Below are 24,706 nucleotides of genomic sequence, written 5' to 3' on the forward strand. Positions count from 1 at the left end.
GCCGGGTCATCGAGGCCGACGACTGGTGCCGCGCCTGCGGCTGCCGGGGCGTGCCGCGCGACACGGTCACGCGTAGCTTGGCGCATGCGCCGTTCGGGCATCGGCCGACGACCTTGCTGCTGCGCCTGCGCCGGTATCGCTGCAGCGGCTGCGGCCGCGTCTGGCGGCAGGACACGGCCGCGGCGGCGGAGCCGCGTGCGAAGATCTCTCGCGCGGGACTGCGCTGGGCGCTGGACGCGCTGGTGCTCGACCATCTCACCGTCTCGCGCGTCGCGGCCGGCCTGGGCGTCGCCTGGCATACCGCCAACACCGCCGTGCTCGAGGAGGGCAGGCGCCGCCTGCTCGACGACCCGGCACGGTTCGAGGGGGTCGCGGTGCTGGGCGTGGACGAGCACGTCTGGCGTCACACGCGCCGCGGCGACCGCTACGTGACCGTCATCATCGACCTCACCCCGATCCGCGACAAGACGGGGCCAGCCAGGCTGCTGGACATGGTCGAGGGCCGCTCCAAGCACGCGTTCCAGCAGTGGCTCGCCGCCCGACCTCAGGCGTGGCGAGACGGCGTCGAAGTTGTCGCGATGGACGGCTTCTCCGGCTTCAAGACCGCCACCGTCGAGGAGCTGCCCGAGGCGGTGGCCGTCATGGATCCGTTCCACGTCGTCCGCCTCGCCGGCAACGCGCTCGACAGCTGCCGGCGGCGCGTCCAGCAGCAGATCCACGGCCACCGCGGCCGCAAGGGCGATCCGCTCTACGCCGCCCGCCGCACCCTCCACACCGGTGCCGCGTTCCACACGCCGCGCCAGCAGCAGCGGCTCGACGCGCTCTTCGCCGACGAGCGGCATGCCGCCGTCGAGGTCACCTGGGGCATCTACCAGCACATGGTCGCCTCCTACCGCGACCCCGACCGAGCCGCGGGCAAGCAGCTGATGATCGAGCTGATCGACACGGTCAGCGTCGGCGTTCCCGGGGCGCTCCGCGAGGTCATCACCCTCGGCCGGACGCTGAAACAGCGCGCCGCCGACGTGCTCGCCTACTTCGACCGGCCCGGCACCTCGAACGGGCCGACCGAGGCGATCAATGGCCGTCTCGAGCACCTCCGCGGCTCCGCCCTCGGCTTCCGCAACCTCACCAACTACATCGCCCGATCCCTGCTCGAGGCCGGAGGCTTTAGACCGTTGCTACACCCCCAAATGCGATGAGCCACTAATGCGTCGAGGGCCGGATTATCGGCAATTGCCGTAAGATGACGACCGCTCACCGGAATCGCGCGTATTTATCCTGTGAATAGCAGTACTCTGATCCCGCGCCGAGTGTTTATGCTCGGCGACCGACGATTAGCGCTCCGCATGAGAATGCTCCGCCGCGACCCGCTGATCGACGCGATCCCCTCGCGGGCGCACGGCCCCGCGAGAACCGCACTATTCAAGGAGTAATTTGTGAAGCGCATCACCACCGAGCTCGTCGACGACCTCGACGGCGGCATCATCGGCCAGGGCGACGGCGGCACCGTCTCGTTCGGCCTCGACGGCAAGCACTACGAGATCGACCTCACGAACGCTAACGCCGAGCAGCTGCGCAGCGCGCTCTCCCCGTTCATCGCCAAGGCCCGCTCGGCGAGCTCGGCCCGCGCGGCCGCTCCCGCTACGAAGGCTCCGGGCCGCAAGCGCGCCTCGGCCGGCAGCAGCGCCGAGACGCAGGCCATCCGCGAGTGGGCGCAGGCCAACGGCTACCCAGTCGGCGACCGCGGCCGCATCGCCGCCGAGATCCGCGAGGCGTACGCCGCCGCGAAGTAGTCGCCGCGACGCCCTCGCACCGAGGCAGTCGCCCCAGAGCAGCCGCATCGAACGTCGACGGCCCCGCACGATCGGCGGGTTCTAGCGATCCCCGCAACACCCTGAGGTTCAGGGAGTTGCGGGGATCGTGGTTTCTCAAGAGTTGAAGGTGCAGTTCTTTCAAGCGCTCGATCGGGAGAGCGGCAGCATCACTGCTGCGGCTCGTGTGGTGGAGGTCAACCGTCACACCGCCTACGGGTGGGCAAGGAAAGCGGGCCTTCGCGGCCTTGGGAAGTCAGGAGTGGGCCCGCATCCCGGCCGCGGGGATTACGAGCGGTTGCGCGCTGCGGGTGTTCGGCGGCGCGACGCCGCGGCGTGGGTCGGTATCAACGAGCGCACAGCGCGGGACTGGGACAAAGGGATCCGGAAAACGGGCAACGCGCGCCTGCACCCGGATGGGCGCCGGGTGGATTACAACACGGGTATGACCACCATTGTTGATGTGACGGTGCCCGTGAGGGCGCTTGAGGCGCAGTTGCATCCGCGGTTTCTGACGTTGGCCGAGCGGGAGCAGATCGCGGACCTGCATCGGCAGAGTGCGTCGCTGCGTGAGATCGGTCGACAGTTGGGCCGGCCGGCATCGACGATCAAGCGGGAGCTGGATCGCCGGTCGGATGTTGGCTCTTACCGCCCCTACGCCGCTCACCGCTCCTGGGTCAAGAGCCGCGCCAGGCCCAAGAACAGCAAGCTCGCCGCGGACAGCGCGTTGCGCGCGTTCGTCGTCGACAAGCTGCGGGTGCGGTGGTCGCCAGAGCAGATCTGTCACGCTCTGGTGAAGGACTTTCCCGATGACGAGAGCATGCGCGTGAGTGCTGAGACGATCTATCAGGCGATCTACGTTCAGGCCCGCGGCGGCCTGCGCCGCGAGATCGCCGCGGCGCTGCGCACTGGACGCACCCGCCGAAAGCCGCACAGACTCCCCGAGCAACGCACGCCGCGATTCACCGACCCTATGGTGATGATCTCCGACCGGCCGGCGGAGGTTGAGGATCGTGCCGGTCCCGGGCACTGGGAAGGGGATCTGATCGTCGGCACCCGCAGCGGCTCCGCGATCGTGACGTTGGTGGAGCGAACCACCCGATATGTGATGCTGGGACACCTGCCCGGCGGACACAGCGCCGAAGAGGTTCGTGACGTTCTCGTGCCGCTGATCACGAGCCTGCCCGAGCATCTGCGCGGCTCGTTGACCTGGGACCAGGGCAGCGAGATGGCCGCTCATAAACAGTCGTGCCGGTGTATTTCTGCGATCCTCACTCGCCCTGGCAGCGCGGCTCGAACGAGAACACCAACGGGCTGCTGCGTCAGTACTTCCCGAAGTGCACCGACTTGTCCATCTTTGGTGCGGAGGACCTTGAGCATGTTGCACAGGAGCTCAACGGCCGCCCGCGCAAAACGCTCGGCTGGGATACCCCAGCCGAGCGTTTGCGTGATCTACTGACGACGCCATAAGTCGCCAGGTGTTGCGAGGACCCCTAGATTCCGCCTCACCGTGCGGGGCCGTTCTCGTCACGCGGCGGCAGAGCGCCGCCGGGCCCCCAGGTCCGCGCCGCGGACAGCCGGTGGCAGAGCGCAGCCCTAGTCCCGTGCGCCGAAGAGTCGCTGCAGGCGCCGGATGCCCTCGAGCAGGTCGTCGTCGCCGAGCGCGTAGCTGAAGCGCAGGTAGCCGCTCGGGCCGAACGCCTCGCCGGGCACCGCCGCGACCTCCGCCTGCTCGAGGACGAGGTCGGCGAGCTCGAGCGACGTCGTCGGCGTCACGCCTCCCCACTCGCGACCCAGCAGGCCCGCGACATCCGGGTAGACGTAGAACGCGCCCGTCGGCGTCGGCGTGACCATGCCGGGGATGCGGTTGAGCTCCGCGACGGCCAGCCGGCGCCGCCGGTCGAAGGCCTCGCGCATCGTCGCGACCGCGTCCTGCGGGCCGGTCAGCGCGGCGAGCGCGGCGCGCTGCGACACGTTCGCGACGTTGGAGGAGAGGTGCGACTGAAGATTTGAGGCCGCGGCGATCGCGTCGGCCGGCCCGACCATCCACCCGACCCGCCAGCCGGTCATGGCGTACGTCTTCGCGACGCCGTTGACGAGGATGGTCGTGTCGGCGAGCCCCGGCACGGCCTCGACGATCGACACCGCGCGCTCGCCGTCGTAGGTGAGCGCCTGGTAGATCTCGTCGGTGATGACCCAGATGCCGTGCTCGAGCGCCCACTCGCCGATCGCGCGGGTCTGCTCGGGGCTGAACACCGAGCCGGTCGGGTTCGAGGGGCTCACGAAGAGCAGCACCTTCGTGCGGGGGGTGCGCGCGGCCTCGAGCTGCTCGACCGTGACGAGATAGTTCTGGTCGCTACCGGCGAAGACCTCGACGGGCACGCCGCCGGCGAGGCGGACGACCTCGGGGTAGGTCGTCCAGTACGGGGCGGGAAGCAGCACCTCGTCGCCGTCGTCGACGATCGTGGCGAAGGCCTGGAAGACGGCCTGCTTGCCGCCGTTGGTGATGATCACGCGGCTGGCGCTCACCTCGAGGCCCGAGTCGCGCAGCGTCTTCTCGGCGACCGCCTCCCGCAGCTCGGGAAGGCCCGCGGCGGGGGTGTAGCGGTGGTTCCTGGGGTCGCGCGCGGCGGCGACGGCCGCCTCGACGATGTGGTCGGGCGTCGCGAAGTCGGGCTCCCCGGCCGCGTACGAGATGACGGGCCGACCGGCGGCCTTGAGAGCCTTCGCCTTCGCGTCGACTTTCAGGGTCGCGGATTCGCTGATCGCGGCGATGCGAGCGGAGATGCGGGAGGAGTCTGCGGTCACGACGGGAAGTCTACGGGCGGGCATCCGCGCCCCGCGAAGCGCTCACCCGCCCCGCGCCGCCGTCTCGAAGAGAGGGGCGGATGCCCGGCCGGGGGCTCGGCTGGACTCGCCCCGGGGCGTCACCTACACTGGTCGAGGTAGTTGAACTCTGCCAAGCTTTGCCGCGCCGTCAGTCTGGCGAATCCCCCGGAACCCGACCGCGGTGAAGCATGCCCGAGTTCGACCACGCCGAGGGCGGTGGCTCAATTGGTAGAGCAGCGGTCTCCAAAACCGCAGGTTGCAGGTTCGAGTCCTGTCCGCCCTGCACATCGATCGGGCTCGGGGCGCTCCCGCACGGGAACGCCCCGGTCTCGGTGATACGGGCTCGCGAGAGCCCGGCGACAGTCGGAAGGCAGTGTGAACGTGGCAAGAAACGTGGTCGACGAGCCCAATGAGGACATCGTCGAGAACGCCAGGAAGGACCGCGCCGAGAAGCGCGGACCCTTCGGCCGCATGGCGCTGTTCATTCGTCAGGTGTTCAACGAGCTCGGCAAGGTCGTCACGCCGACGCGGCGCGAGCTCATCACCTACACCCTGGTCGTGCTCGTGTTCGTGATCATCATGATGGCGCTCGTCTCCGGCCTCGACGTCGTGTTCGGGTGGGTCGTGTCGTTCGTCTTCGGCGACGGATCGGCCGTCACGGGCGGTTAGCGCCCCCGCCTCGAACCGCCAGCACCCGCACCGGCCCAGTACTGCCAACGGAAAGAGATCCAGTGACCGACGACCACCGCCGCGACATCGACCTCGCGACCGCTGCCGAGCAGTCCTCCGAGGAGGACGAGGCGCAGGAGGGCAACACCCTCGAGGCTGACGAGCACTCGGCCGACGCCGCCGAGCACGTCGCGATGCACATCGTGGACGAGGACGAGCCCGACCTCACCGACCTGTTCGATGCGCTCGAGACCGCCGCCGACCCCGAGGCCGACGCGATCGTCGATGACGCTCTCGACATCGACTCCGCCGAGGAGGCCGAGGCCGCCGCCGAGGCGACCGAGGACGAGGCCGCCGAGGAGGCCGCGGAGTCCGCCGAGGAGGAGCCCGTCGAGGTCGACCCCTACGACGAGTTCAAGCGCGAGCTGCGCGTCAAGCCGGGCAAGTGGTACGTCGTCCACTCGTACGCAGGCTTCGAGAAGCGCGTGAAGTCGAACATCGAGAACCGCCGCGTCTCCATGAACATGGAGGAGAGCATCCACGAGGTGCAGGTCCCCATGGAGGACGTGGTCGAGATCAAGAACGGCCAGCGCAAGCTCGTCAACCGCGTGCGCATCCCCAGCTACGTGCTCGTCCGCATGGACCTCAACGAGGACAGCTGGTCGGTGGTGCGCCACACGCCCGGCGTCACCGGCTTCGTCGGCAACGCCCACAACCCGACGCCGCTGCGCTTCGACGAAGCCTTCACGATGCTGAAGTCGACCGTGCAGATCGCCGAGGCTCCCGCCAAGGCGGGCGCGGCCAAGGGCGGCGCGACCACCGCGCGCTCCATCCCCGCCGAGATCGACTTCGAGGCCGGCGAGACGATCACCATCAAGGAGGGCTCGTTCGCGGGTCTTCCCGGCACGATCAGCGAGATCAAGCCCGAGAGCGGCAAGCTCATCGTGCTGGTGTCGCTGTTCGAGCGCGAGACCCCGGTCGAGCTCAGCTTCGACCAGGTCACCAAGCTCTAAGATCCTCTGGGCCCTCGGGCCCCCCCAGTTCACCGCGGCTCGGATTCGCCGAGCAGGCGGGAGCGCGACGGCCACCCGGCTGCCGCACGACACGAAGGAAGAAGAAATGGCACCGAAGAAGAAGGTCACGGGCCTGATCAAGCTGCAGATCAACGCCGGCGCGGCGAACCCCGCCCCGCCGATCGGTCCTGCGCTCGGTCAGCACGGTGTGAACATCATGGAGTTCTGCAAGGCGTACAACGCCGCGACCGAGTCGCAGCGCGGCAACGTCATCCCGGTCGAGATCACCGTCTATGAGGACCGCTCGTTCACGTTCATCCTCAAGACCCCGCCGGCGGCCGAGCTCATCAAGAAGGCCGCGGGCGTGCAGAAGGGCTCGTCGACGCCGCACACAGTGAAGGTGGCCAAGCTCACCAAGGAGCAGGTCCGCGCGATCGCCGAGCAGAAGCAGGCCGACCTCAACGCCAACGACATCGACGCCGCGGCGAAGATCATCGCAGGCACCGCCCGCTCCATGGGCATCACGGTCGAGCAGTAAGCGCCCGCCTTCCCCCTTCCCACTCAGCGGGAGAGCCAGCCAGGCTCACGATTCACCGCGAACTCAGCACAGGAGACACAACATGGCACAGAAGTCCAAGGCCTACCGGGCCGCGGCCGAGAAGCTCGAGGCCGGCAAGTACTACACCCCCACGGAGGCCGTGACGGTCGCCCGTGAGACGGGTTCGAAGAACTTCAACGCGACCGTCGAGGTCGCCCTGAAGCTCGGCGTCGACCCCCGCAAGGCCGACCAGATGGTGCGCGGCACCGTCAACCTGCCCCACGGCACCGGCAAGACCGCGCGCGTCATCGTCTTCGCGACGGGCCCCGCGGCCGAGGCCGCGATCGCCGCGGGCGCCGATGAGGTCGGCGGCGCCGAGCTCATCGAGAAGGTCGCCGGCGGCTACACCGCCTTCGACTCGGCCGTCTCGACGCCCGAGCTCATGGGCCAGGTCGGTCGTCTCGGCAAGGTCCTCGGCCCCCGCGGCCTCATGCCCAACCCGAAGACCGGCACCGTGACGCCCGACGTCGCGAAGGCCGTGACAGACATCAAGGGCGGAAAGATCGAGTTCCGCGTCGACAAGCACGCCAATGTTCACTTCATCGTGGGCAAGACCTCGTTCAGCGAGGACCAGCTCAACGAGAACCTGCGCGCCGCGCTCGACGAGGTCCTGCGCCTCAAGCCGTCGAGCTCGAAGGGCCGCTACGTGCAGAAGGGCTCGCTCTCCACGACCTTCGGCCCGGGCATCCCGCTCGACGTCAACGCGCTCTGAGCTCACTGGTGCGCCGCCGCTGCTGCGGCGCATCGTCGCGAAGGCCCCGCTCCGGCGGGGCCTTCGTCGTTCCCAGCCGATGCGCGGGCTTCTGAGACTTCCGCGGCTCTAGTCTGGTCGCGTCCCCCCGCACGGAAAGGGCCACGTGACCGCCGCCTTCCTCGTCCTCCGCGCCATCGCGGTTCTCGCGATCGGGGCCGCGGTCGTAGGCCAGATCATCACGTCGCTCGGATTCTGGGCCGACGCCGGCCTCACCGATACGGCCTTCCGGCTCACGAACTTCTTCAGCATCGTCACGATCGAGTCGAACGTCGCGTCCGTCGTGGTTCTCACGATGGCTATCGGCCTGACTCTCATGGGCCGGCGTCCGACGTGGTTCGAGGTCCTGCGGGCCGCCGTCACGACCTACATGGTCACGGGGGGCATTGTCTACAACATGCTCCTGCGCGGCATCGAGCTGCCGCAGTGGGCGACGCTCGCCTGGTCGAATGAGATCCTCCACGTCTGGGGCCCGCTCTACCTGCTCATCGACCGGCTCTTCGCACCCGGGCGAATCCAACTCGAATGGAAGCAGTTCCTCTGGATCATCGGGTTCCCGCTCGTGTGGGCCGTCTACACGCTCATCCGCGGGCCGCTCACCTACGACCCCGTGCTCGAAGGTCCCTTCTACCCGTACCCGTTCCTCAACCCCGTCACGTCGACCAGTGGCTACGTCTCCGTGGCCTTCTACGTCATCCTCATCGCGGCCGTCATCGGACTCGTGGGGGCGGCGATCATCCGCATCTCGCGCACCCGTCTCGGTCAGGCGACGGATGCGCGTCCCGTGAGCGCAACGGCCTAGTGCGTCTGCCTGCTCCCGTCCTACGGTTCCTCCCATGACGCCTCAGCACCGGCGCGACGCCGCGCTCTCCGTGGCCGGCGCGCTCCTCGTGCTCGCCTCGCTCGTCATCATCTGGGTCTCCCGGCTCACCGTCCCGCGCGAGCTGTATGTCAGCGAGCTCGGCGCGGTCGGCGAGCCCACGGCGGACGCCTTCCGTCTCGCTCTGCTGCTCCTGGTCGCAGGAGGCGTGCTCGTCGCGTGGGCGGTGCGCGACCTTCGCGCACGCACGCCGATCCTCCGTCTGGGAACCCCCGCGCTCAGTCTCGCGCTCGCGTGCGCGGGCTTCTTCGTCGCCGCGAACGTGCCGTGCACCTCCGGGTGCCCCCTGCCGCTCGGGGACACGTTCACGTGGCAGGACTTCACGCACACCCTCGCGGCGGTCCTCGCCTTCGCGGCCGCGTGCTGGGCGATGCTGCAGGTCGCCTTCGCGCCGGGCCATCGGCCGATCTCCCGACTGTCGCTCGCGATGGCCATCGCAGTCGGTGCCATCGCGGCCGCGGGCGGGCTGCTGTCTCTCGCGCGCTGGAACGCGGAGTTCGGCAGCCGTCTGGAGCTCGTCGCGACGACCGTGGGGATCGCGTGGCTCGTCGTCGTGGGGCTCGTCCGCGCCGTGGGAGCGGTGCGCCCGTCGAGCTCGATGCGCCTCTCGGCCGCAGGGCCGACTCCAAGGAAGCTCATAGGTGATTCCGCAGACTAGGAGCATGGCCGACGACGAGACCCCCACCGCTCCTCGCTTCACCCACCCCGACGGCTCGGCGATCCGCGCCCTCGTCGTCGACGACGAGCCCTCGCTCGCCGACCTCGTCTCGATGGCCCTCCGCTACGAGGGCTGGGAGGTCCGCACCGCGCTGACCGGCGCCGACGCCGTCAAGCACGCGCGCGAGTTCGCCCCCGACGTGGTGGTCCTCGACATCATGCTCCCCGACATCGACGGGCTCGAGGTCCTGCGCCGCCTGCGCGCCGACGGCCGCGATGTGCCTGTACTCTTCCTCACCGCGAAGGACTCGGTCGATGATCGCGTCGTCGGCCTCACCGCGGGCGGCGACGACTACGTCACCAAGCCCTTCAGCCTCGAGGAGGTCGTGGCACGGCTCCGCGGGCTCATCCGACGCAGCGCCATGGTGGTGAGCGAGCGCCCGGACCCCGAGCTGCGCGTCGGCGACCTCGTGCTCAACGAGGAGAGCTACGAGGTGCGTCGCGGCGACGTCGAGATCGAGCTCACGGCGACCGAGTTCGAGTTGCTGCGCTACCTCATGCGCAACCCGCGCCGCGTTCTGTCGAAGGCGCAGATCCTCGATCGGGTGTGGAGCTACGACTTCGGCGGCCGCTCCAGCATCGTCGAGATCTACATCTCGTACCTCAGGAAGAAGATCGACACCCTCGGGCCGGCGATGATCCACACGGTGCGCGGGGTGGGGTACATGATCAAGCCGGTCACCTGATGGCGCAGTCCTGGTCGCTGCAGAAGCGCCTCGTGGCGGGCATCCTCGCTCTTCTCACCCTGGCGATCCTGGCGATCGGCGTCCTCAGCGTCGTCCTCCTCCGCGCGAACCTCGTCGATCAGCTCGACGAGGAGCTGCGCCTCACCTCGGCCCGCGTGGAGAACGCCCTCAGCACCGGTGGCCGACAGGGGCCCGGCGTGGGACTCGCCGGGCCGGGCATCCCCGTCGACTCGCTCGTCGGCGTCGTATCCGCCGACGGCACGATCGCGGCTGCCTACCTCGACAGCGATGCGGATGTCCGCCAGCTGACGACGGCGCAGCGTCGCGTCCTCGCCGAGCTCCCCCTCGACTCGCCGCGCACCGTCCGCCTGGACAGCGGGCTCGGCGAGTTCCGCGTCATCGCTGCGAGCCTCGACGGAGACAGCGCTCTGATCGTCGGCCTGTCGACGCGCGAGGTGCAGTCGACGACCGCCCGCCTCGGGGCGGTCATCACCGCGGTCCTCGCCGGCATCCTCGTCGCGGCCGGCGTGCTCGGTCGCGAGGTCGCGCGCGTCGCCCTCCGCCCGCTCACGCGCGTGCGCGAGAGCGCGACGCGCGTGACCGAGCTGCCTCTCGACCGCGGCACGGTCGCGCTCGCGGACCGCCTGCCGGAGCTCGACACCGACCCCGACACGGAGGTCGGGCAGCTGGGAGCGGCGTTCACGCGCATGCTCGAGCACGTGCAGTCGGCCTTCGACGCACGCCAGGCCAGTGAGGAGAAGGTGCGGCGGTTCGTCGCCGACGCGAGCCACGAGCTGCGCACGCCGCTCGCCGCGATCCGTGGCTACAGCGAGCTCACGCGCCGCAGCGGCCACCGGCTGCCCGACGACATCACGCACGCGCTCAGCCGCATCGAGTCGGAGTCGGTGCGTATGACGGCGCTCGTCGACGACCTCCTTCTGCTCGCGCGGCTCGACGAGGGCCGCGAGCTGCGGCGCGACCCGGTCGACCTCGGTCGACTGCTCGTCGACGCGGTCGCCGACGCGCGCGCGACGAGCTCCGAGCACGACTGGGTGGTGCGGGTTCCGGAGGCTCCCGTGGTCGTCGCGGGCGACGAGCACCGGCTGCACCAGGTCGTCGCCAATCTGCTCGCGAACGCGCGCATCCACACTCCCGCCGGGACGCGCGTGACCGCGGCCCTCGGGTCGCTCGAGGGTCGCGCGATCGTGACGATCACCGACACCGGTCCCGGAATCCCCGACGACATTCGGCCCGTCCTGTTCGAGCGGTTCGCCCGCGCCGACACCTCCCGCTCGCGCGCGACCGGCTCGACGGGGCTCGGCCTCGCCATCGTCTCGGGAGTCGTCGCCGCCCACCGCGGCCGGGTGGCGGTCGCGTCGAAGCCCGGCGAGACGGTCTTCACGATCAGCCTCCCGCTCGCCGCTCAGGGGGATGCGCCGCGAGCCGACTAGCCTGAGCGCATGCGCATCGCCGTCACCGGATCATCGGGAAAGCTCGGACGAGCGGCCGTCGACCACCTTCGCGAGGCGGGGCACGACGTCATCGGCTTCGACTCCACGGGCGAGCGCGGGCCCGATTTCGTGCAGATCGACATGACCGACTACGGGCAGGTCGCCGACGCGGTCGCGGGTGTGGAGGAGCGGGTGAGCGGGCTCGACGCGATCGTCCATCTGGCCGCGACGCCCGCGCCGGGCATCCGCCCCGATACCGCGCTCATCCAGGACAATCTCGCCATGACGATCAACGTCGTGCAGGCGGCCCGCCGCGCCGGAGTGCCGCGCATCGTGCACGCCTCGAGCGAGACGCTGCTCGGCCTGCCGCTGACCGAGGCGCCGCCGTACGCGCCGATCGACGAGGCCGCCGAGACGCGCCCGAACTTCATGTACGCGATCGGCAAGCACCTCGAGGAGGAGCTCGCGCGGAAGATCATGCGCGTCGAGGCGGCGCTCACGATCACGGGCCTGCGCTTCAGCAACGTGAAGGCGCCGGAGGACTACGCCGAGTTCGAGTCGTGGCAGGACGACGCGAGTGTGCGCCGCTGGAACCTGTGGGGCTACATCGACCGCCGCGACGGCGCGCACGCGATCGAGCGCGCGCTCGTCACCGAGCGCTCGAGGTACGAGTCGTACATCATCGCCGCGGCCGACACCGTCATGCGTCGCGACAGCGCCGACCTGCTCGCGGAGGAGTTCCCGGGCGTGGAGCTCGCTCGCCCCGTGACCGGCCGCGAGACGCTGCTCTCGATCGAGAAGGCGCGCGCCGAGCTCGGGTACTCGCCCCAGCACTCCTGGCTCGATCACGTCTGAGCCGTCGCGAACGCGTCGCGAGAGGCGGATGCCCGGCTCGATTTGCTCGCGGAGCCCTGCGTCCCGTAACCTGGCCTCTGCCAAAGACCGCCGGTCATCGGCGTGCCTGCCCGCTCCGCGAGCAGAACCGTCGATCGAAGGCTCGACACCCCTCGCGGGGTGACGGGGGCCCGCGCAGGTGACACAGGACAGATCCGCTCCTCCCGTCTGATCGAGGGGGGCGAAGAAGCTCCGTGCGCGTGCGCCGGAGCTTTCGTCATTCGGGCAGGGCTCCGGTGGTCGTGGGCAACACCAACCACAACTAAGAGGAGCACCATGGCGAACAAGGAAGCAACGGTCGCCGAGCTCGCGGAACTCTTCCGCAGCTCGACCGCCGTCCTGCTGACCGAGTACCGCGGCCTCACGGTGGCGCAGCTGAAGACGCTGCGCACGAACATCGCTGCAGACGCGTCGTACGCCGTGGTGAAGAACACGCTGACCAAGATCGCGGCCAACCAGGCAGGCATCGACTCGCTCGATGACATGCTCGCCGGCCCCTCCGCGATCGCGTTCGTGAGCGGTGACGCAGTCACCGTCGCGAAGGCTCTGCGCGACTTTGCCAAGGCAAACCCCAACCTCGTAGTGAAGGGCGGCTACTTCGACGGTAAGCCGCTCGACGCATCCGAGGTCATGAAGCTCGCTGAGCTCGAGAGCCGTGAGGTGGTCCTGGCGAAGCTCGCCGGTGCCGTCAAGGCTTCGCTCTTCGGCGCCGCGTACATGTTCAACGCGCCGCTGGCGCAGGCCGCCCGCGCCGTTGACGCGCTGCGGCAGAAGCAGGAGTCCGGCAGCTGATCTCAGCCCGCCGGTTCACGACGAGTACCAACCACTAAGGAGAAAATCATGGCCAAGCTCACCACCGACGAGCTCATCGAGGCGTTCAAGGAGCTTTCGCTCATCGAGCTCAGCGAGTTCGTGAAGAAGTTCGAAGAGGTCTTCGAGGTCACCGCCGCCGCGCCCGTCGCGGTCGCCGCCGCCGCCGGCCCCGCCGCCGCCGCCGAGGAGGTCGAGGAGAAGGACAGCTTCGACGTCGTCCTCGAGGCCGCCGGCGAGAAGAAGATCCAGGTCATCAAGGAGGTCCGCGCGCTCACGAGCCTCGGCCTCGGCGAGGCCAAGGCGCTCGTGGACGGCGCCCCGGCGACCGTCATCGAGGGCGCCAACAAGGAGACGGCCGAGAAGGCCAAGGCCCAGCTCGAAGAGGCCGGCGCCAAGGTCACCCTCAAGTAGTTCCCGCCCGGCTCGCCGGGTTCCCGAGGCGTCGCTCCCTTCGGGGGGCGGCGCCTCGTTCTCGTTCCCGGGCGCAATCTCGTGCGCGCGGGTGGTCCAGTCAGCGGATGCTCGGCGCGAGTACGCCCGGGGCTCGAGCCGAGCATCCGCCCTCGAACCCGCACGGTGCCGGGTGCCGCGTCGCATCGCGCCGCCGTCAGGGTGATGCCGCGCCGATCGGCGTGCACGTTCTCCGGAGATTCGGCAGCGCTGGCAGGGTGCGCCCCCGCCGGTGCAGCGAGGCTCACCAGAACTCCGGAGTTGTGACACACGACGATCCGCTGCTGCGACCGCATCGCGCCCCCCACTCCGGCGGGGTGCGTTGGTAACTCAGGATGCGAGGCTCGGCGAGCCGGCGAGCCGGCGAGCGCGCGGCTCGCGCGCTCCCAGCCGGGGTTGCGAGCGTGCGCGGCGTCGCGGGGCGGATGCCCGGCGCGCGCCGGCCGGCGCTCAGGCCGACGCGGTCGTGACGGGCGTCTCGCGCCGAGCGGCCGTGCTCGTGCGCACGCTCAGAGTCGTGGGCAGCACGATGTGCTCGCTCGGCGGCGCCTCCGGCGTCGCGTCGAGCTGCCCGAGCAGGAGCTCGACGGCCCGCGCCCCCTGGTCGCCCGGGTGCTGGACGACCGTGGTGAGGCCGAACGTCTCGGCGAGCGGGTGCCCGTCGATCCCGATGACGGAGAGCTCGTGGGGGATGGCGATGCCGAGCTGACGAGCGGCGACCATGATCCCGATCGCGATCTCGTCGCATCCCGCGAAGATCGCGGTGGGGCGCGTGCGCGGGTCGCCGAGAACCGCGAGACCGGCGGCGTGGCCGCCCTGGATGGAGAACTCGGCGTCGCGGAAGTCGTCCTCGACCGTGATCCCGGCATCGGTCAGCGCGCGCTGGAAGCCGATGTAGCGCTGCGAGTGCACGCGGAAGTCCATCTGCTCGTGCTGGTCGCCGCCGACGTGCATGATGCGGCGATGGCCGAGGCTGATGAGGTGTTCGGTCGCGAGGCGCGCCGTCTCGACGTCGTCGATCGAGAGAGAGGGGATGCCCGGGATGAGTCCGCCGATTCCCACGAGCGGCTTGCCCAGGGCCTGCAGCATGTGCACCTCGTTCGGGCTGAGCGCGATCGCGACGGAGATCACGGCATCGACGCGCTTGCGCACGAGGAAGTAGTCGAACACGCGGCGTCGCAGGTCGGCGTCGCTCGAGAGGCGGTAGAGCGTGAGGTCGTAGCCGGCCTGGATGAGCGAGGCCTCGATGCCCTCGAGCACTTCGCCGAAGTACCAGCGGTTGATGTACGGGATGACCACGCCGACGTTGCGCGTGCGGCCGGTGACGAGGCTGGCCGCGGCCGTCGAGACGACATAGCCGAGCTCCGCGGCGGCGCGCTCGACCTTCACGCGCGTGTCCTCGGAGACGTATCCGCGGCCGGAGAGCGCGCGCGAGGCCGTCGACTTCGACACGCCCGCGATGCGCGCGACGTCGGCCAGGATGCTCATGCTGCTCCGTCCTCCATTGGACCGGCCGCTGCACGGGGACCGCGCCGGAGCGCGCGGATCTCGAGCGGTGCAGAGCCGTCGAAGCGTCAGTGTAGCCCGACGACGACCGTTGTGGAACCGATGCCATGTGGAATCGGTTTCCCGCCCCTCAACGGCGCTCACAAAGTTTGGGAAGTTCCCGAGCGTTCCGCAACGTTCCTGTAACGGCCCGGGAAACCGGTGTTGCGGCGCGTCGCATCGTGACATACGGTGACTGCTGGAACCGGTTCCCGATGTGGCGGATCATGTCGCTCGGCGCAGCACGTTCCACCCTGTGCACCACCTGCATCACCTACCACCAAGTGCGGCGCGCCACCCCCGGAGCGCTGTTTTACCCTCAATGAGGAGGAAACACATGAGTTCCACCCTCCGACGCCGGCTCATCGCGCCGGCAGCGGCAATCGGTGCCCTCAGCCTCGTGCTCGCAGGCTGTGCGGCCGACGAGCCCGGAGCCGGCGGCAACGGCGGCAACGGCGGAAGCGCCGACTGCGCCGACTACGAGGCCTACGGCCAGTTCGAGGGCGAGACCGTCGAGATCTACGCGACGATCATCGACGTCGAGGCCGACAACCTCGTCACCTCCTGGGCCGACTTCGAGGCCTGCACCGGCATCGAGATCGAGTACAACGGCACGCAGGAGGCCGAGACGCAGATCAACGTCCGCGCTCAGGCCGGCGACGCGCCAGACCTCATGATCATCCCGCAGCCCGGTCTCCTCCAGCGCCTCATCGCCGACGGTTACGTCGTCCCGGCGCCCGAGGCCGTCGAGGCGAACGTGGACGAGTTCTGGAGCGAGTCCTGGAAGGGCTACGGCACCGTCGACGGCGAGTTCTACGCGGCTCCCCTCATGGCGAGCGTCAAGGGCTACATCTGGTACTCGCCGGCCGACTTCGAGGAGAACGGCTACGAGGTTCCGGCCACGTACGACGAGATGCTCGAGCTCACCGAGACCATGACCGAGCGCAACGACGGCCCGTACCGCCCCTGGTGCGTCGGCTTCGGCTCGGGCGACGCGACCGGCTGGGTCGGCACCGACTGGGTCGAGGACCTCGTCCTCCGCGGCGCGGGTCCCGACGCCTACGACCAGTGGGTCGCGGGCGAGCTGCCCTTCGCGAGCCCCGAGGTCCAGGAGGCCTTCGACCAGGTCGGCGAGATCCTCCTCAACCCGGAGTACGTCAACGGCGGCTTCGGCGGCGTGAACTCGATCGTCACCACCACCTTCCAGGACGCGGGCCTCGCGATCCTCGACGGCAACTGCTCGATGCACCACCAGGCCTCCTTCTACGAGGCTCAGTGGGGCGAGGGCGTGACGGTCGCTCCTGACGGCGACGTCTGGGCATTCATCACTCCTCCGATCAACGAGGGCGACGGCGCTGCCGTCACCGGTGGTGGCGAGTTCGTCGCCGCGTTCAACGACAACGAGGCGACGGGCGCGGTGCAGGCCTACCTCTCGAGCGACGTCTGGGCGAACAACCGCATCTCCCTCGGCGGCGTCATCTCGGCGAACAAGGGTCTCGACCCCGCAAACGCGCAGTCGGACCTCGCTCGCCAGTCGATCGAGATCCTCCAGGGCGAGGACACGGTCTTCCGCTTCGACGCCTCCGACCTCATGCCTGCCGCTGTCGGCACCAGCTCGTTCTGGACCGGCATGGTGGACTGGGTCGGCGGAGCCTCGACCGCGGACGTGACGTCGGCGATCGACAGCACCTTCCCGTAACCGCTCTATCGCAGCACTGGCACCGGCCCATCGGACGATTTCCTCGTCCGGTGGGCCGGTTCGTCAGGTAGCGTGACCACAAACCAATGGAGGTTCACCGCATGAGAGGTTTAGCGCCCTTCTGGTCCGATCTCTTCGAGAAGTTCGGGCTCATGCTCCTCGGTCTCGCCGTGTTCGCGGCGGTCATCGGAGTCATTCTCTTCCTCGCCGATCGGGCCCCGAAGAGGGGGCGGGACGTCTGGCAGCTTCTGGCCTTCGTGGCCCCGGCGCTCGTCCTCCTCGCCGTCGGCCTGATCTACCCCGCGATCCGCACGACGCTCCTCGCCTTCTACGACCGGACGGGCAACGAGTTCGTCGGCCTCGACAACTTCGTCTGGATGTTCACTCAGCCCGACATCGTCCAGACCCTCATCAACACCCTCATCTGGGTCGCCCTCGTGCCGACCCTGTCGACGATCATCGGATTGGCGTACGCGATCTTCATCGACAAGTCGCACGGTGAGAAGATCCTCAAGTCCCTCGTGTTCATGCCGATGGCGATCTCCTTCGTCGGCGCCGGCATCATCTGGCGCTTCATGTACGAGTTCCGAGAGCTCGGCTTCGCCGAGCAGATCGGGCTGCTCAACCAGCTCATCGTCATGTTCGGCGGGCAGCCGCAGCAGTTCCTCGTGAACTCGCCGTTCAACACGCTGTTCCTCATCGTCGTCATGGTCTGGATCCAGACCGGCTTCGCAATGGTCCTCCTCTCGGCGGCGATCAAGGGCGTTCCGATCGAGATCATCGAGGCGGCCCGCCTGGATGGCGCGAACGCCTGGCAGCAGTTCCGCAACGTGACCCTCCCGGGCATCCGCGGCACCCTCGTCGTGGTCGTCACGACCATCTCGATCGCGACCCTGAAGGTCTTCGACATCGTCCGCTCGATGACCGGCGGAAACTTCGAGACCTCGGTCGTCGCCAACGAGATGTACACGCAGGCCTTCAACCGCAGCGAGTTCGGCTACGGCTCGGCGCTCGCCGTGATCCTGTTCCTCATGGTCCTGCCGATCGTCGTGTACAACGTGCGCGTGATGCGGAAGCAGAAGGAGATTCGATGACCGACGTCACCGACAAGGCCGAGGCCAAGCTCGACCGCCCGCTCGGTCAGAAGAACGATCCCCGTGCCGCCAAGCTCAGCCGGGCATCCAAGGCCAAGCAGAAGCTGACCTCGCCCGGCGCGACGATCGCGGCGGTCATCATCGCCGTCATCTGGACGATCCCGACCTTCGGTCTGCTCGTCTCGTCGTTCCGCACGCCGGAGGAGATCCGCACCAACGGCTGGTGGAACATGTTCGTCAGCCCGAGCTTCACGCTCGAGAACTATGCCGACGTGCTCACGACGCAGGGCGCCTCCTCGGCGAACCTCAGCTCGTACTTCGTGAACTCTCTCATCATCGCCATCCCGGCGGCTCTGTTCCCGATCATCCTCGCCACGATGGCCGCGTACGCGTTCGCGTGGATCAAGTTCAAGGGCTCGGGCGCGATCTTCGTTCTCATCTTCGCCCTGCAGATCGTGCCGCTGCAGATGGCGCTCATCCCGCTGCTGCAGATCTTCTCGAGCGTGCTCGGCATCAGCGGAACCTTCCCCGCGGTGTGGATCGCGCACACGATCTTCGGTCTGCCGCTCACGATCTTCCTGATGCACAACTTCATCGCGGAGATCCCGGGGGAGGTCATCGAGGCGGCGCGTGTCGACGGTGCGAACCACACGCAGATCTTCTTCCGGATCATCATCCCGCTGTCGCTCCCGGCGCTCGCCTCGATCGGCATCTTCCAGTTCCTCTGGGTCTGGAACGATCTGCTCGTGGCGCTCGTGTTCTCCGGCGGCACAGCCGACGTCGCGCCACTGACGCAGCGATTGGCCGAGCTCGTGGGCAACTTCGGGCGCAACCAGGAACGCCTGCCCGCTGCAGCGTTCATCTCGCTGATCATCCCGCTCATCGTGTTCTTCAGCCTTCAGCGGTACTTCGTGCGCGGTCTTCTGGCCGGCTCGACGAAGGGCTGATCGGGCGACCGACCGAGCTCTCGCGACGCCCCTGGAGGAGACTCCGGGGGCGTCGTGGCATGCGACGGATGCCCGCGGGCGCGCCCCGGGCATCCGTCGCCATCGCGCGCGGTGCGCTCGGTGCCCGCTCAGGGCCGCGCCGCCTCCCGGCGCACTGTCGGCGGTGCCGATCTAGGCTCGCGACGTGAGCATGGGACACGGGTCGGGCGGCGGCATGGGCGGCGGAGGCATGGGCGGCCGTGACGGCGCTCAGCGAATTTCCCCAGAGTTGCTCATCGAACTTCCCCAGGTCGCGGGGTCAGGTTAGCGCGGGTTGGTGCCGGTGGTGACGCGGCGGAGCTCGTCCGCGGCAGCGTGGTGGTTGCGGAGCCGGTAGGAGGCGCCGTCGAGGGTGACGACGACGGAGCGGTGCAGGAGCCGGTCGAGCATGGCGGCGGCGACGGTGGTGTCGCCGAGGACCTCGCCCCAGGCTCCGACGGGCCGGTTCGTGGTGATCACGATCGAGGTCTTCAGGTAGCGCTGGTTGATGACCTGGAACAGGGCGGAGGCGGCCTCGCCGGGCAGCGGCAGGTAGCCGAGCTCGTCGATGATCAGCAGCGTCGGGCCGGCGAAGAAGCGCATCATCGTGGACCACTTGCCCTCGATCGCGGCGCGGTGGCAGCGGGCGGCGAGGTCGGCGGCGGAGGTGAAATAGACGCGGTAGCCGGCGTGCACGGCGGCGTGGCCGAGACCGGTGGCGATGTGGGTCTTGCCGACGCCGGGCGGGCCGATGAGGAGCACGTTGGTGGCGGTCTCGAGGTAGCGGCAGGTGCCGAGCTCGGCCAGCAGCGACCGGTCGATGCCGGAGGCTGCGTCGAGGTCGAAGTCGGCCAGGGTGGCGCCGGTGGGGAGGTTCGCGAACCGGTGACGGCCGGCGAGGCGGCGCGCGTCGGTGGCAGTGACCTCGACGCGCAGCAGCCGCTCGAGCGCCTGCGTCAGCGACCAGCCCTCGGCGCTGGCCTGGTCCAGCACGGACGGGAGAGCCTCGGCGGCGTCGGCGAGCTTCAGCTCGGCCAGGTGGCCGCGCAGCTGCTGATAGACGCTCGCCGCCGTCGCGGTGGTGGTGTGGGTGTGGGTGGTCATGGGAGGGTGTTCCTGTTCTTCGCGGCCTGCTCGTAGGCGGCCAGGTCGGTGACGGTCGAGACGGGTCCGGCGGTGCCGGTGAGGATGCCGGCGGCGCGCAGCGCCGCGCTGCCGGGCGGGATGCGCTCCTTGCGACGATGGGGTCGTCCGGGCGGGGCCGAGGCGAGCGCGATCGTCTCGAGCGCGGTGACGTGGCCGGTGTCGCGGATCGTGACGCCCAGCCCGGGCTCGGCGAGCCGGTGGCGGGCGATGACGGTGCCGGCGGCGGTGGCGATGTCGATCGTGTCCGCGGCCAGCCGCCAGCGGACGTGCACGCGCGCCGCGGCCAGCTCCGGCGGGACCGAGTAGCGGTTGCCGCGCCAGTCGATCAGCGCCTGCCGGGTCGCGGTGCGTTGCTCGGTGACGACCACCGGGAACGGCGCCGAAGGCAGCGGCCGCAGCCGCTCGGCGGCGAACATCGCGGCCGCGGTCGTCGTCCCGGCCGAGCCCTCGCGCTTGCGCCCGTCCTGGCGCTGGGCGAACGCCTGGAGGGACGCTTGCGCCTGCTCGAGGGTCGTCTCGTCCGGCAGGGTCCGCCACCAGCGCTGCGCGGCGGTGTGGTTGTTCTTCTCCACCACGCCCTTGCGGTTGCCGGAGCGGGGCCGGCAGGCGACCGCCTGCACGCCGTGGTGCTTCGCGAACGCGGCGAACTGCGCCGTCAGATCGCCCGAGGCGGGATCGAGCACGGTCCGCATCCGGTCGAAGCGCCAGTCGCGGGTGAGCCCGCCCAGCAGGCCCAGCACGGCCGTCATCGCGGCCAGCAGGTGCGGCAGGTCCATCGAGGGCGACAGCACCGCCCGCCAGACGCCCGAGTGGGCGAGGGAGCCGACCAGCGCGTAGGCGCGCTTGCCCGGGAACGCCCAGCCCGCCGGTGGGTCCGGCAGCTCGACCCAGTCGAACTGCGTCTCCTCGCCCGGCGGGTGCGCGATGACCGCGTTCGCCCGCCTCGTGACATGCGCGCACGCGACGCACGCTGGCCGCAGCCCCCGAGCACGGATCTGCCGCGTGAGCGTCGGGTACGAGCCGGCGTAGCCGAGCGCGGCGAGCTCGTCCAGCAGCGTCACCGCCCAGAGGTGCGGGTCCTCGGTCAGCCGGGCCGCGACGTAGTCGACGAACCCATCGAACGGGTCCGGCGAAGCTCGCTGGCGGACTCCAGGTTGGCGCTCTCCGGCGAGGTAGGCGCGGATCGTCTTGCGGTCGTGGTTCGTGCGGCGGGCGATCTCGCTGATCGTCATCCCCTGCCGCTGCAGAGCGTGGATGTCCACGCTGCTCCTCTCTGAGAGCATGAGAAACAGGGCCTTCCTGGGCTGGTGTGTGTTCAGAGACCACCAGCATCCAGGGAGGCCCGCCTCATGCGGCGGAGCGACCCAGAGTGGGGAGATTCGATGAGCAGAACTGGGGAAATTCAGTGAGCGCCGTCAGCCGCGGAGGCCGCGGCGGTCGTGTCGCCGGGAGCGATGTCGCCGCGCAGAAGGCGGCCAACGCCGAGGCGCCGCGCATCCCGAACCTGCTGCCGCGCATCGCGCAGCTGTTCGCTCCGCACAAGGCCGTGCTCGCCCTCACGATCGCGCTCGTGCTCGTCAGCGCCGGTCTCAGCGTCCTGCCTCCTCTGCTCACCCAGCAGGCGTTCGACGTCGGGCTGTTCCCACCCGAGGGCGAGCCGAACGTGCCGGTGCTGCTGCGCATCGTCGGGCTCATGCTCGTGCTCTGGGTGGCGAGCGCGGGGCTCGGCATCGCGCAGACGTACCTCACCGCGAGCGTCGGGAACTCGGTCATGGCGCAGCTGCGCGTGACCCTCTTCGACCACCTCCAGCGCATGGAGCTCGCCTTCTTCACGCGCACCAAGACGGGCGTGATCCAGTCTCGGCTGCAGAACGATGTCGGTGGCGTCGCGAGCGTGCTGAGCAACACGGTCTCGAGCGTGATCGGAAACACCGTCACGGTGCTCGCCGCCCTCGTCGCGATGCTGCTGCTGAGCTGGCAGCTGACGCTCACGGCGGTCATCCTGCTGCCCCTGCTCATCGCGGCGCAGCAGCGCGTCGGCCAGGTGCGCGCGCGCATCGCGACGAAGACGCAGGAGTCGCTGAGCGACATGACCGCGATCACGCAGGAGGCCCTGAGCGTCTCGGGCATCATGCTCGCGAAGGGCTTCTTCCGCCAGAACGCCGAGGTCGACCGATACCGCGCCGAGAACGAGACGCAGCGCGGCCTGCAGGTGCAGCTGCAGATGAGCGGCCAGTGGTTCTTCGCGATGGTCAACGTCTTCCTCAGCGTGATCCCGGCGATCATCTACCTCGTCGCGGCGTGGCTGTTGCAGGCGGATGTCGCGATCACCGCGGGCACGCTCGTCGCGTTCACGACGGTGCAGGCCCGGTTGACCTTTCCGCTGCTCGGCCTCATGCGGGTCGCCCTCGACCTGCAGACCTCCGGAGCCCTGTTCGCGCGCATCTTCGAGTACCTCGACCTGAAGCCCGCGATCACGGAGGCGCCCGACGCGCGCGCGGTCGACGAGCGCCAGGTGGGGCGCATCCGCTTCGAGGACGTCGTCTTCCGGTACCCGGACGCCGGCCCCGACCAGGCGCCGACCCTCGATCGCGTCTCCTTCTCGGTCGAGCCCGGCCAGTTCGTGGCGTTCGTCGGCCCATCGGGCGCGGGCAAGACGACGATCTCGTACCTGATCCCGCGGCTGCACGAGGCGAGTGAGGGGCGCGTGCTGTTCGCGGGCGACGACGTGCGCGAGCTCAACCAGGAGAGCCTCATCGCGCAGGTCGGCATCGTCAGCCAGGAGACCTACCTCTTCCACGCGACGATCGCCGAGAACCTGCGGTACGCGAAGCCGGAGGCGACGGATGAGGAGCTCGAGGTCGCCTGCCGTGCGGCGAGCATCCACGAGACGATCGCGAGCTTCCCCGACGGCTACGACACGATCGTCGGCGAGCGGGGCTACCGACTGTCGGGCGGCGAGAAGCAACGCATCGCGATCGCTCGTGTGCTGCTCAAGGACCCCCCGGTTCTGATCCTCGACGAGGCGACGAGCGCGCTCGACTCGGTCTCCGAGCGCGTCGTGCAATCGGCGCTCGACTCGGCGACCCGCGGCCGCACGACCGTCGCGATCGCGCACCGGCTGTCGACCGTCGCGGGCGCCGATGTCATCCACGTCATCGACCGGGGGCGCATCGTCGAGATCGGCTCGCACGACGAGCTGCTCGCACTCGGCGGCGTGTACGCGCGGCTCGTGGCTGAGCAGTCGACCGACTTCGGCCGGTCGGCCTCAGCGGCGTCGCCCCACGCGCTCTGAGCGAAGCGACCTACGAGCGCTCCTCGAGCAGCTCGGTCATGTAGTCGATCTCCTTCTGCTGCAGCTGCACCACTCCGCCGGCGAGCCGCGTGACGAGCTCGTTCTCGGTGCGCACGAGCACGGCCTCGGCCATCTCGACGCCGCCCTCGTGATGCTCGATCATGAGTTCGAGCCACAGCACCTCGGCCTCGAGGCCCTCGGCGTCGCGCAGGGCGGCCATTTCCTCCGGGCTCGCGAGCCCCGGCATCGGCTCGCCAGGAGTGTGCGCGTCGCTGTGCTCGTCGTGCCCGCCGTCGAGCGTCGGCAGCGCCATCCACGCCATCTCGGGCTCGGTCGACGTCTGCGGCACGCCCCACATGGTGAGCCACGCGAACATCTGCCCCGCCTGCTGCGCCTGCGCGGTCGCGATGTCGAGCGCGAGCAGCCGGACCTCCTCGTCGTCAGTGCGGTCGCGCAGCAGCAGCGACATCTCGACCGCCTGGTTGTGGTGCGTCTGCATGTCGCGCGAGAACCCGGCCTCAGCGCTCTCCGCTGCGGGGGCGGATGCGGCGCCCGCGGGCGCCGTCGCGCGACCGAGCAGCACGCCGGCGACGAGGGCCACGAGCACGAGCAGCGCCCCCGCGACGATCAGACGCACGCGGGCGGGGCTGCGCTCGGGCCGGGCATCCGTCGAGGACGATGCGGGAGCCGGATCAGCGCTCGACAAGACCACTACGCGATCTTGCCGGGGCCGTCGACGGCCTGGGTGCACAGCGCGCCGGGCTCGGGAGCGTCGGGGGAGGCGCGGTACTTGACGATGAAGTCGGCGAGGCGCTCGTCGTCGACCCCGTCGAGCTGCACCTGGTAGCCCCAGGCGCTCGCCACGACAGGAGTCTCGAGGCCCTCGAACGGAGAGAGGATCACGTAGGTGTTCGGCATCGCATCGCGCAGGGCATCCAGGTCGCCGCCCGTGACCTCCTCGGGGTCGTAGGTGACCCACACGGCGCCGTGCTCGAGCGAGTGCACCGCGTTCTCGGCGGGCACCTCCTGCTCGTAGATGCCGCAGTTGAGCCACGCCGCGTTGTGCGGGCCGCCCACGGGCGGGGTCTGGTCGTAGTCGACGGCGCCCTCGACGTGCACGCCCTCGATCTCGTCGAAGGTCTCGAGGCCGGCGATGTCGATGTCCTCCGGCTCGACGCGCGGCTGAGCGCTCGTGACGACGATCGAGACGATGATCGCGATCACCGCGAGGGCGCCGACGACGGCGCTGCCGATGGCGATGAGGTTGCGGCGCTTCTCGCGCTCCTGCTTCGCCCTGAGGGCGGCGACCTTCTCGGCGCGGCGCTTCTCGCGCTGCTGCTTGATCGTGAGGTTCTCGTCGTTCGACACGCTCGGGGCTCCAGCCGTGAGGGGAGGGGTTC

23 protein-coding genes, 1 tRNA gene and 1 pseudogene are annotated in these 24,706 nt (G+C 69.6%); 19 read left to right on the forward strand and 6 right to left on the reverse strand.

Annotated features, from left to right (window positions below; genetic code table 11):
* From FHX53_RS08330 to FHX53_RS08345, 3 genes and pseudogenes are all read left to right on the forward strand, one after another.
* Positions 1-1,199 (forward strand): ISL3 family transposase (locus FHX53_RS08330; protein ID WP_182490904.1); only part of this gene is annotated, 1,199 nt, incomplete at its 5' end.
* A gap of 237 nt (positions 1,200-1,436) precedes the next feature.
* Positions 1,437-1,793, forward strand: a complete 357-nt coding sequence (locus FHX53_RS08335; RefSeq protein WP_182490905.1) for an Lsr2 dimerization domain-containing protein — start codon at positions 1,437-1,439, stop codon at positions 1,791-1,793.
* Positions 1,794-2,109: 316 nt separating this feature from the next.
* A pseudogene (locus tag FHX53_RS08345) lies at positions 2,110-3,281 on the forward strand (IS30 family transposase).
* Positions 3,282-3,407: 126 nt separating this feature from the next.
* On the opposite strand, the gene FHX53_RS08350 reads toward FHX53_RS08345, so the two are convergent.
* The gene (locus tag FHX53_RS08350; protein WP_182490906.1) at positions 3,408-4,643 is read right to left on the reverse strand and encodes a pyridoxal phosphate-dependent aminotransferase; all 1,236 of its coding nucleotides are present in this window, start codon (positions 4,641-4,643) and stop codon (positions 3,408-3,410) included.
* 207 nt (positions 4,644-4,850) lie between these two features.
* Here FHX53_RS08350 and FHX53_RS08355 point away from each other — a divergent pair.
* The 12 genes from FHX53_RS08355 (at position 4,851) to rplL (ending at position 13,523) form a co-directional block, all read left to right on the forward strand.
* Positions 4,851-4,923: transfer RNA gene (locus tag FHX53_RS08355), tRNA-Trp, on the forward strand.
* Positions 4,924-5,021: 98 nt separating this feature from the next.
* The gene (secE, locus tag FHX53_RS08360) at positions 5,022-5,309 is read left to right on the forward strand and encodes a preprotein translocase subunit SecE (protein ID WP_182490907.1); all 288 of its coding nucleotides are present in this window, start codon (positions 5,022-5,024) and stop codon (positions 5,307-5,309) included.
* A gap of 62 nt (positions 5,310-5,371) precedes the next feature.
* Positions 5,372-6,322: a transcription termination/antitermination protein NusG gene (nusG, locus tag FHX53_RS08365; RefSeq protein WP_182490908.1), complete on the forward strand. Its 951-nt coding sequence runs from the start codon at positions 5,372-5,374 to the stop codon at positions 6,320-6,322.
* A gap of 106 nt (positions 6,323-6,428) precedes the next feature.
* Positions 6,429-6,860 carry a 50S ribosomal protein L11 gene (gene rplK / locus FHX53_RS08370; protein ID WP_055858203.1) on the forward strand — a complete coding sequence of 144 codons (432 nt, stop codon included), beginning with the start codon at positions 6,429-6,431 and terminating at the stop codon, positions 6,858-6,860.
* A gap of 82 nt (positions 6,861-6,942) precedes the next feature.
* Positions 6,943-7,632: a 50S ribosomal protein L1 gene (gene rplA, locus FHX53_RS08375; protein ID WP_182490909.1), complete on the forward strand. Its 690-nt coding sequence runs from the start codon at positions 6,943-6,945 to the stop codon at positions 7,630-7,632.
* Positions 7,633-7,777: 145 nt separating this feature from the next.
* Positions 7,778-8,473: a Pr6Pr family membrane protein gene (locus tag FHX53_RS08380; protein WP_182490910.1), complete on the forward strand. Its 696-nt coding sequence runs from the start codon at positions 7,778-7,780 to the stop codon at positions 8,471-8,473.
* A 34-nt stretch (positions 8,474-8,507) separates the two neighbouring features.
* On the forward strand, positions 8,508-9,209 hold the full coding sequence (locus tag FHX53_RS08385; protein ID WP_182490911.1) for a DUF998 domain-containing protein: 702 nt from the start codon (positions 8,508-8,510) through the stop codon (positions 9,207-9,209).
* Positions 9,210-9,213: 4 nt separating this feature from the next.
* Positions 9,214-9,954, forward strand: a complete 741-nt coding sequence (locus tag FHX53_RS08390; protein ID WP_182490912.1) for a response regulator transcription factor — start codon at positions 9,214-9,216, stop codon at positions 9,952-9,954.
* Positions 9,954-11,405, forward strand: a complete 1,452-nt coding sequence (locus FHX53_RS08395; RefSeq protein WP_182490913.1) for a sensor histidine kinase — start codon at positions 9,954-9,956, stop codon at positions 11,403-11,405. The genes FHX53_RS08390 and FHX53_RS08395 overlap by 1 nt, the downstream gene beginning before the upstream one ends.
* 9 nt (positions 11,406-11,414) lie before the next feature.
* Positions 11,415-12,260 carry an NAD-dependent epimerase/dehydratase family protein gene (locus FHX53_RS08400; protein ID WP_182490914.1) on the forward strand — a complete coding sequence of 282 codons (846 nt, stop codon included), beginning with the start codon at positions 11,415-11,417 and terminating at the stop codon, positions 12,258-12,260.
* Between the two features lie 315 nt (positions 12,261-12,575).
* On the forward strand, positions 12,576-13,091 hold the full coding sequence (gene rplJ, locus FHX53_RS08405; protein WP_055858222.1) for a 50S ribosomal protein L10: 516 nt from the start codon (positions 12,576-12,578) through the stop codon (positions 13,089-13,091).
* 48 nt (positions 13,092-13,139) lie between these two features.
* Positions 13,140-13,523 carry a 50S ribosomal protein L7/L12 gene (gene rplL, locus FHX53_RS08410; protein WP_182490915.1) on the forward strand — a complete coding sequence of 128 codons (384 nt, stop codon included), beginning with the start codon at positions 13,140-13,142 and terminating at the stop codon, positions 13,521-13,523.
* Positions 13,524-14,012: 489 nt separating this feature from the next.
* Here rplL and FHX53_RS08415 read toward each other — a convergent pair whose 3' ends face one another.
* Complete coding sequence (locus tag FHX53_RS08415; protein WP_182490916.1) at positions 14,013-15,050, reverse strand: LacI family DNA-binding transcriptional regulator; 1,038 nt, start codon at positions 15,048-15,050, stop codon at positions 14,013-14,015.
* Positions 15,051-15,444: 394 nt separating this feature from the next.
* Here FHX53_RS08415 and FHX53_RS08420 point away from each other — a divergent pair, with 394 nt between their 5' ends.
* The 3 genes from FHX53_RS08420 to FHX53_RS08430 all read left to right on the forward strand — a co-directional run bounded on the left by FHX53_RS08420 (position 15,445) and on the right by FHX53_RS08430 (position 18,847).
* Positions 15,445-16,806, forward strand: coding sequence for an ABC transporter substrate-binding protein (locus tag FHX53_RS08420; protein ID WP_182490917.1), 1,362 nt, complete (start codon positions 15,445-15,447; stop codon positions 16,804-16,806).
* 101 nt (positions 16,807-16,907) lie between these two features.
* A complete protein-coding gene (locus FHX53_RS08425; protein ID WP_182490918.1) occupies positions 16,908-17,900 on the forward strand; it encodes a carbohydrate ABC transporter permease in 993 nt (330 codons plus the stop codon).
* The gene (locus tag FHX53_RS08430; protein WP_182490919.1) at positions 17,897-18,847 is read left to right on the forward strand and encodes a carbohydrate ABC transporter permease; all 951 of its coding nucleotides are present in this window, start codon (positions 17,897-17,899) and stop codon (positions 18,845-18,847) included. The genes FHX53_RS08425 and FHX53_RS08430 overlap by 4 nt, the downstream gene beginning before the upstream one ends.
* Positions 18,848-19,150: 303 nt before the next feature.
* Here the strand turns inward: FHX53_RS08430 and istB are convergent, their stop codons facing one another.
* Together istB and istA are read right to left on the reverse strand one after the other, a co-directional pair.
* On the reverse strand, positions 19,151-19,969 hold the full coding sequence (gene istB / locus FHX53_RS08435) for an IS21-like element helper ATPase IstB (protein ID WP_182490920.1): 819 nt from the start codon (positions 19,967-19,969) through the stop codon (positions 19,151-19,153).
* Positions 19,966-21,273: an IS21 family transposase gene (gene istA / locus FHX53_RS08440; RefSeq protein WP_425488308.1), complete on the reverse strand. Its 1,308-nt coding sequence runs from the start codon at positions 21,271-21,273 to the stop codon at positions 19,966-19,968. Before istA ends, istB begins: the two co-directional genes overlap by 4 nt.
* 143 nt (positions 21,274-21,416) lie before the next feature.
* Between istA and FHX53_RS08445 the strand changes: the two genes are divergently transcribed.
* Positions 21,417-23,306, forward strand: coding sequence for an ABC transporter transmembrane domain-containing protein (locus FHX53_RS08445; RefSeq protein WP_182490922.1), 1,890 nt, complete (start codon positions 21,417-21,419; stop codon positions 23,304-23,306).
* A 10-nt stretch (positions 23,307-23,316) separates the two neighbouring features.
* On the opposite strand, the gene FHX53_RS08450 is transcribed toward FHX53_RS08445, so the two are convergent.
* Positions 23,317-24,018 carry a DUF305 domain-containing protein gene (locus tag FHX53_RS08450; protein WP_343050926.1) on the reverse strand — a complete coding sequence of 234 codons (702 nt, stop codon included), beginning with the start codon at positions 24,016-24,018 and terminating at the stop codon, positions 23,317-23,319.
* A complete protein-coding gene (locus FHX53_RS14050) occupies positions 24,018-24,674 on the reverse strand; it encodes a DUF3105 domain-containing protein (protein ID WP_182490923.1) in 657 nt (218 codons plus the stop codon). The genes FHX53_RS08450 and FHX53_RS14050 overlap by 1 nt, the downstream gene beginning before the upstream one ends.
* Between the last annotated feature and the right edge of the window lie 32 nt (positions 24,675-24,706).

Origin of the sequence: Microcella alkalica (assembly GCF_014137945.1) — a bacterium.
Taxonomy (GTDB): domain Bacteria; phylum Actinomycetota; class Actinomycetes; order Actinomycetales; family Microbacteriaceae; genus Microcella; species Microcella alkalica.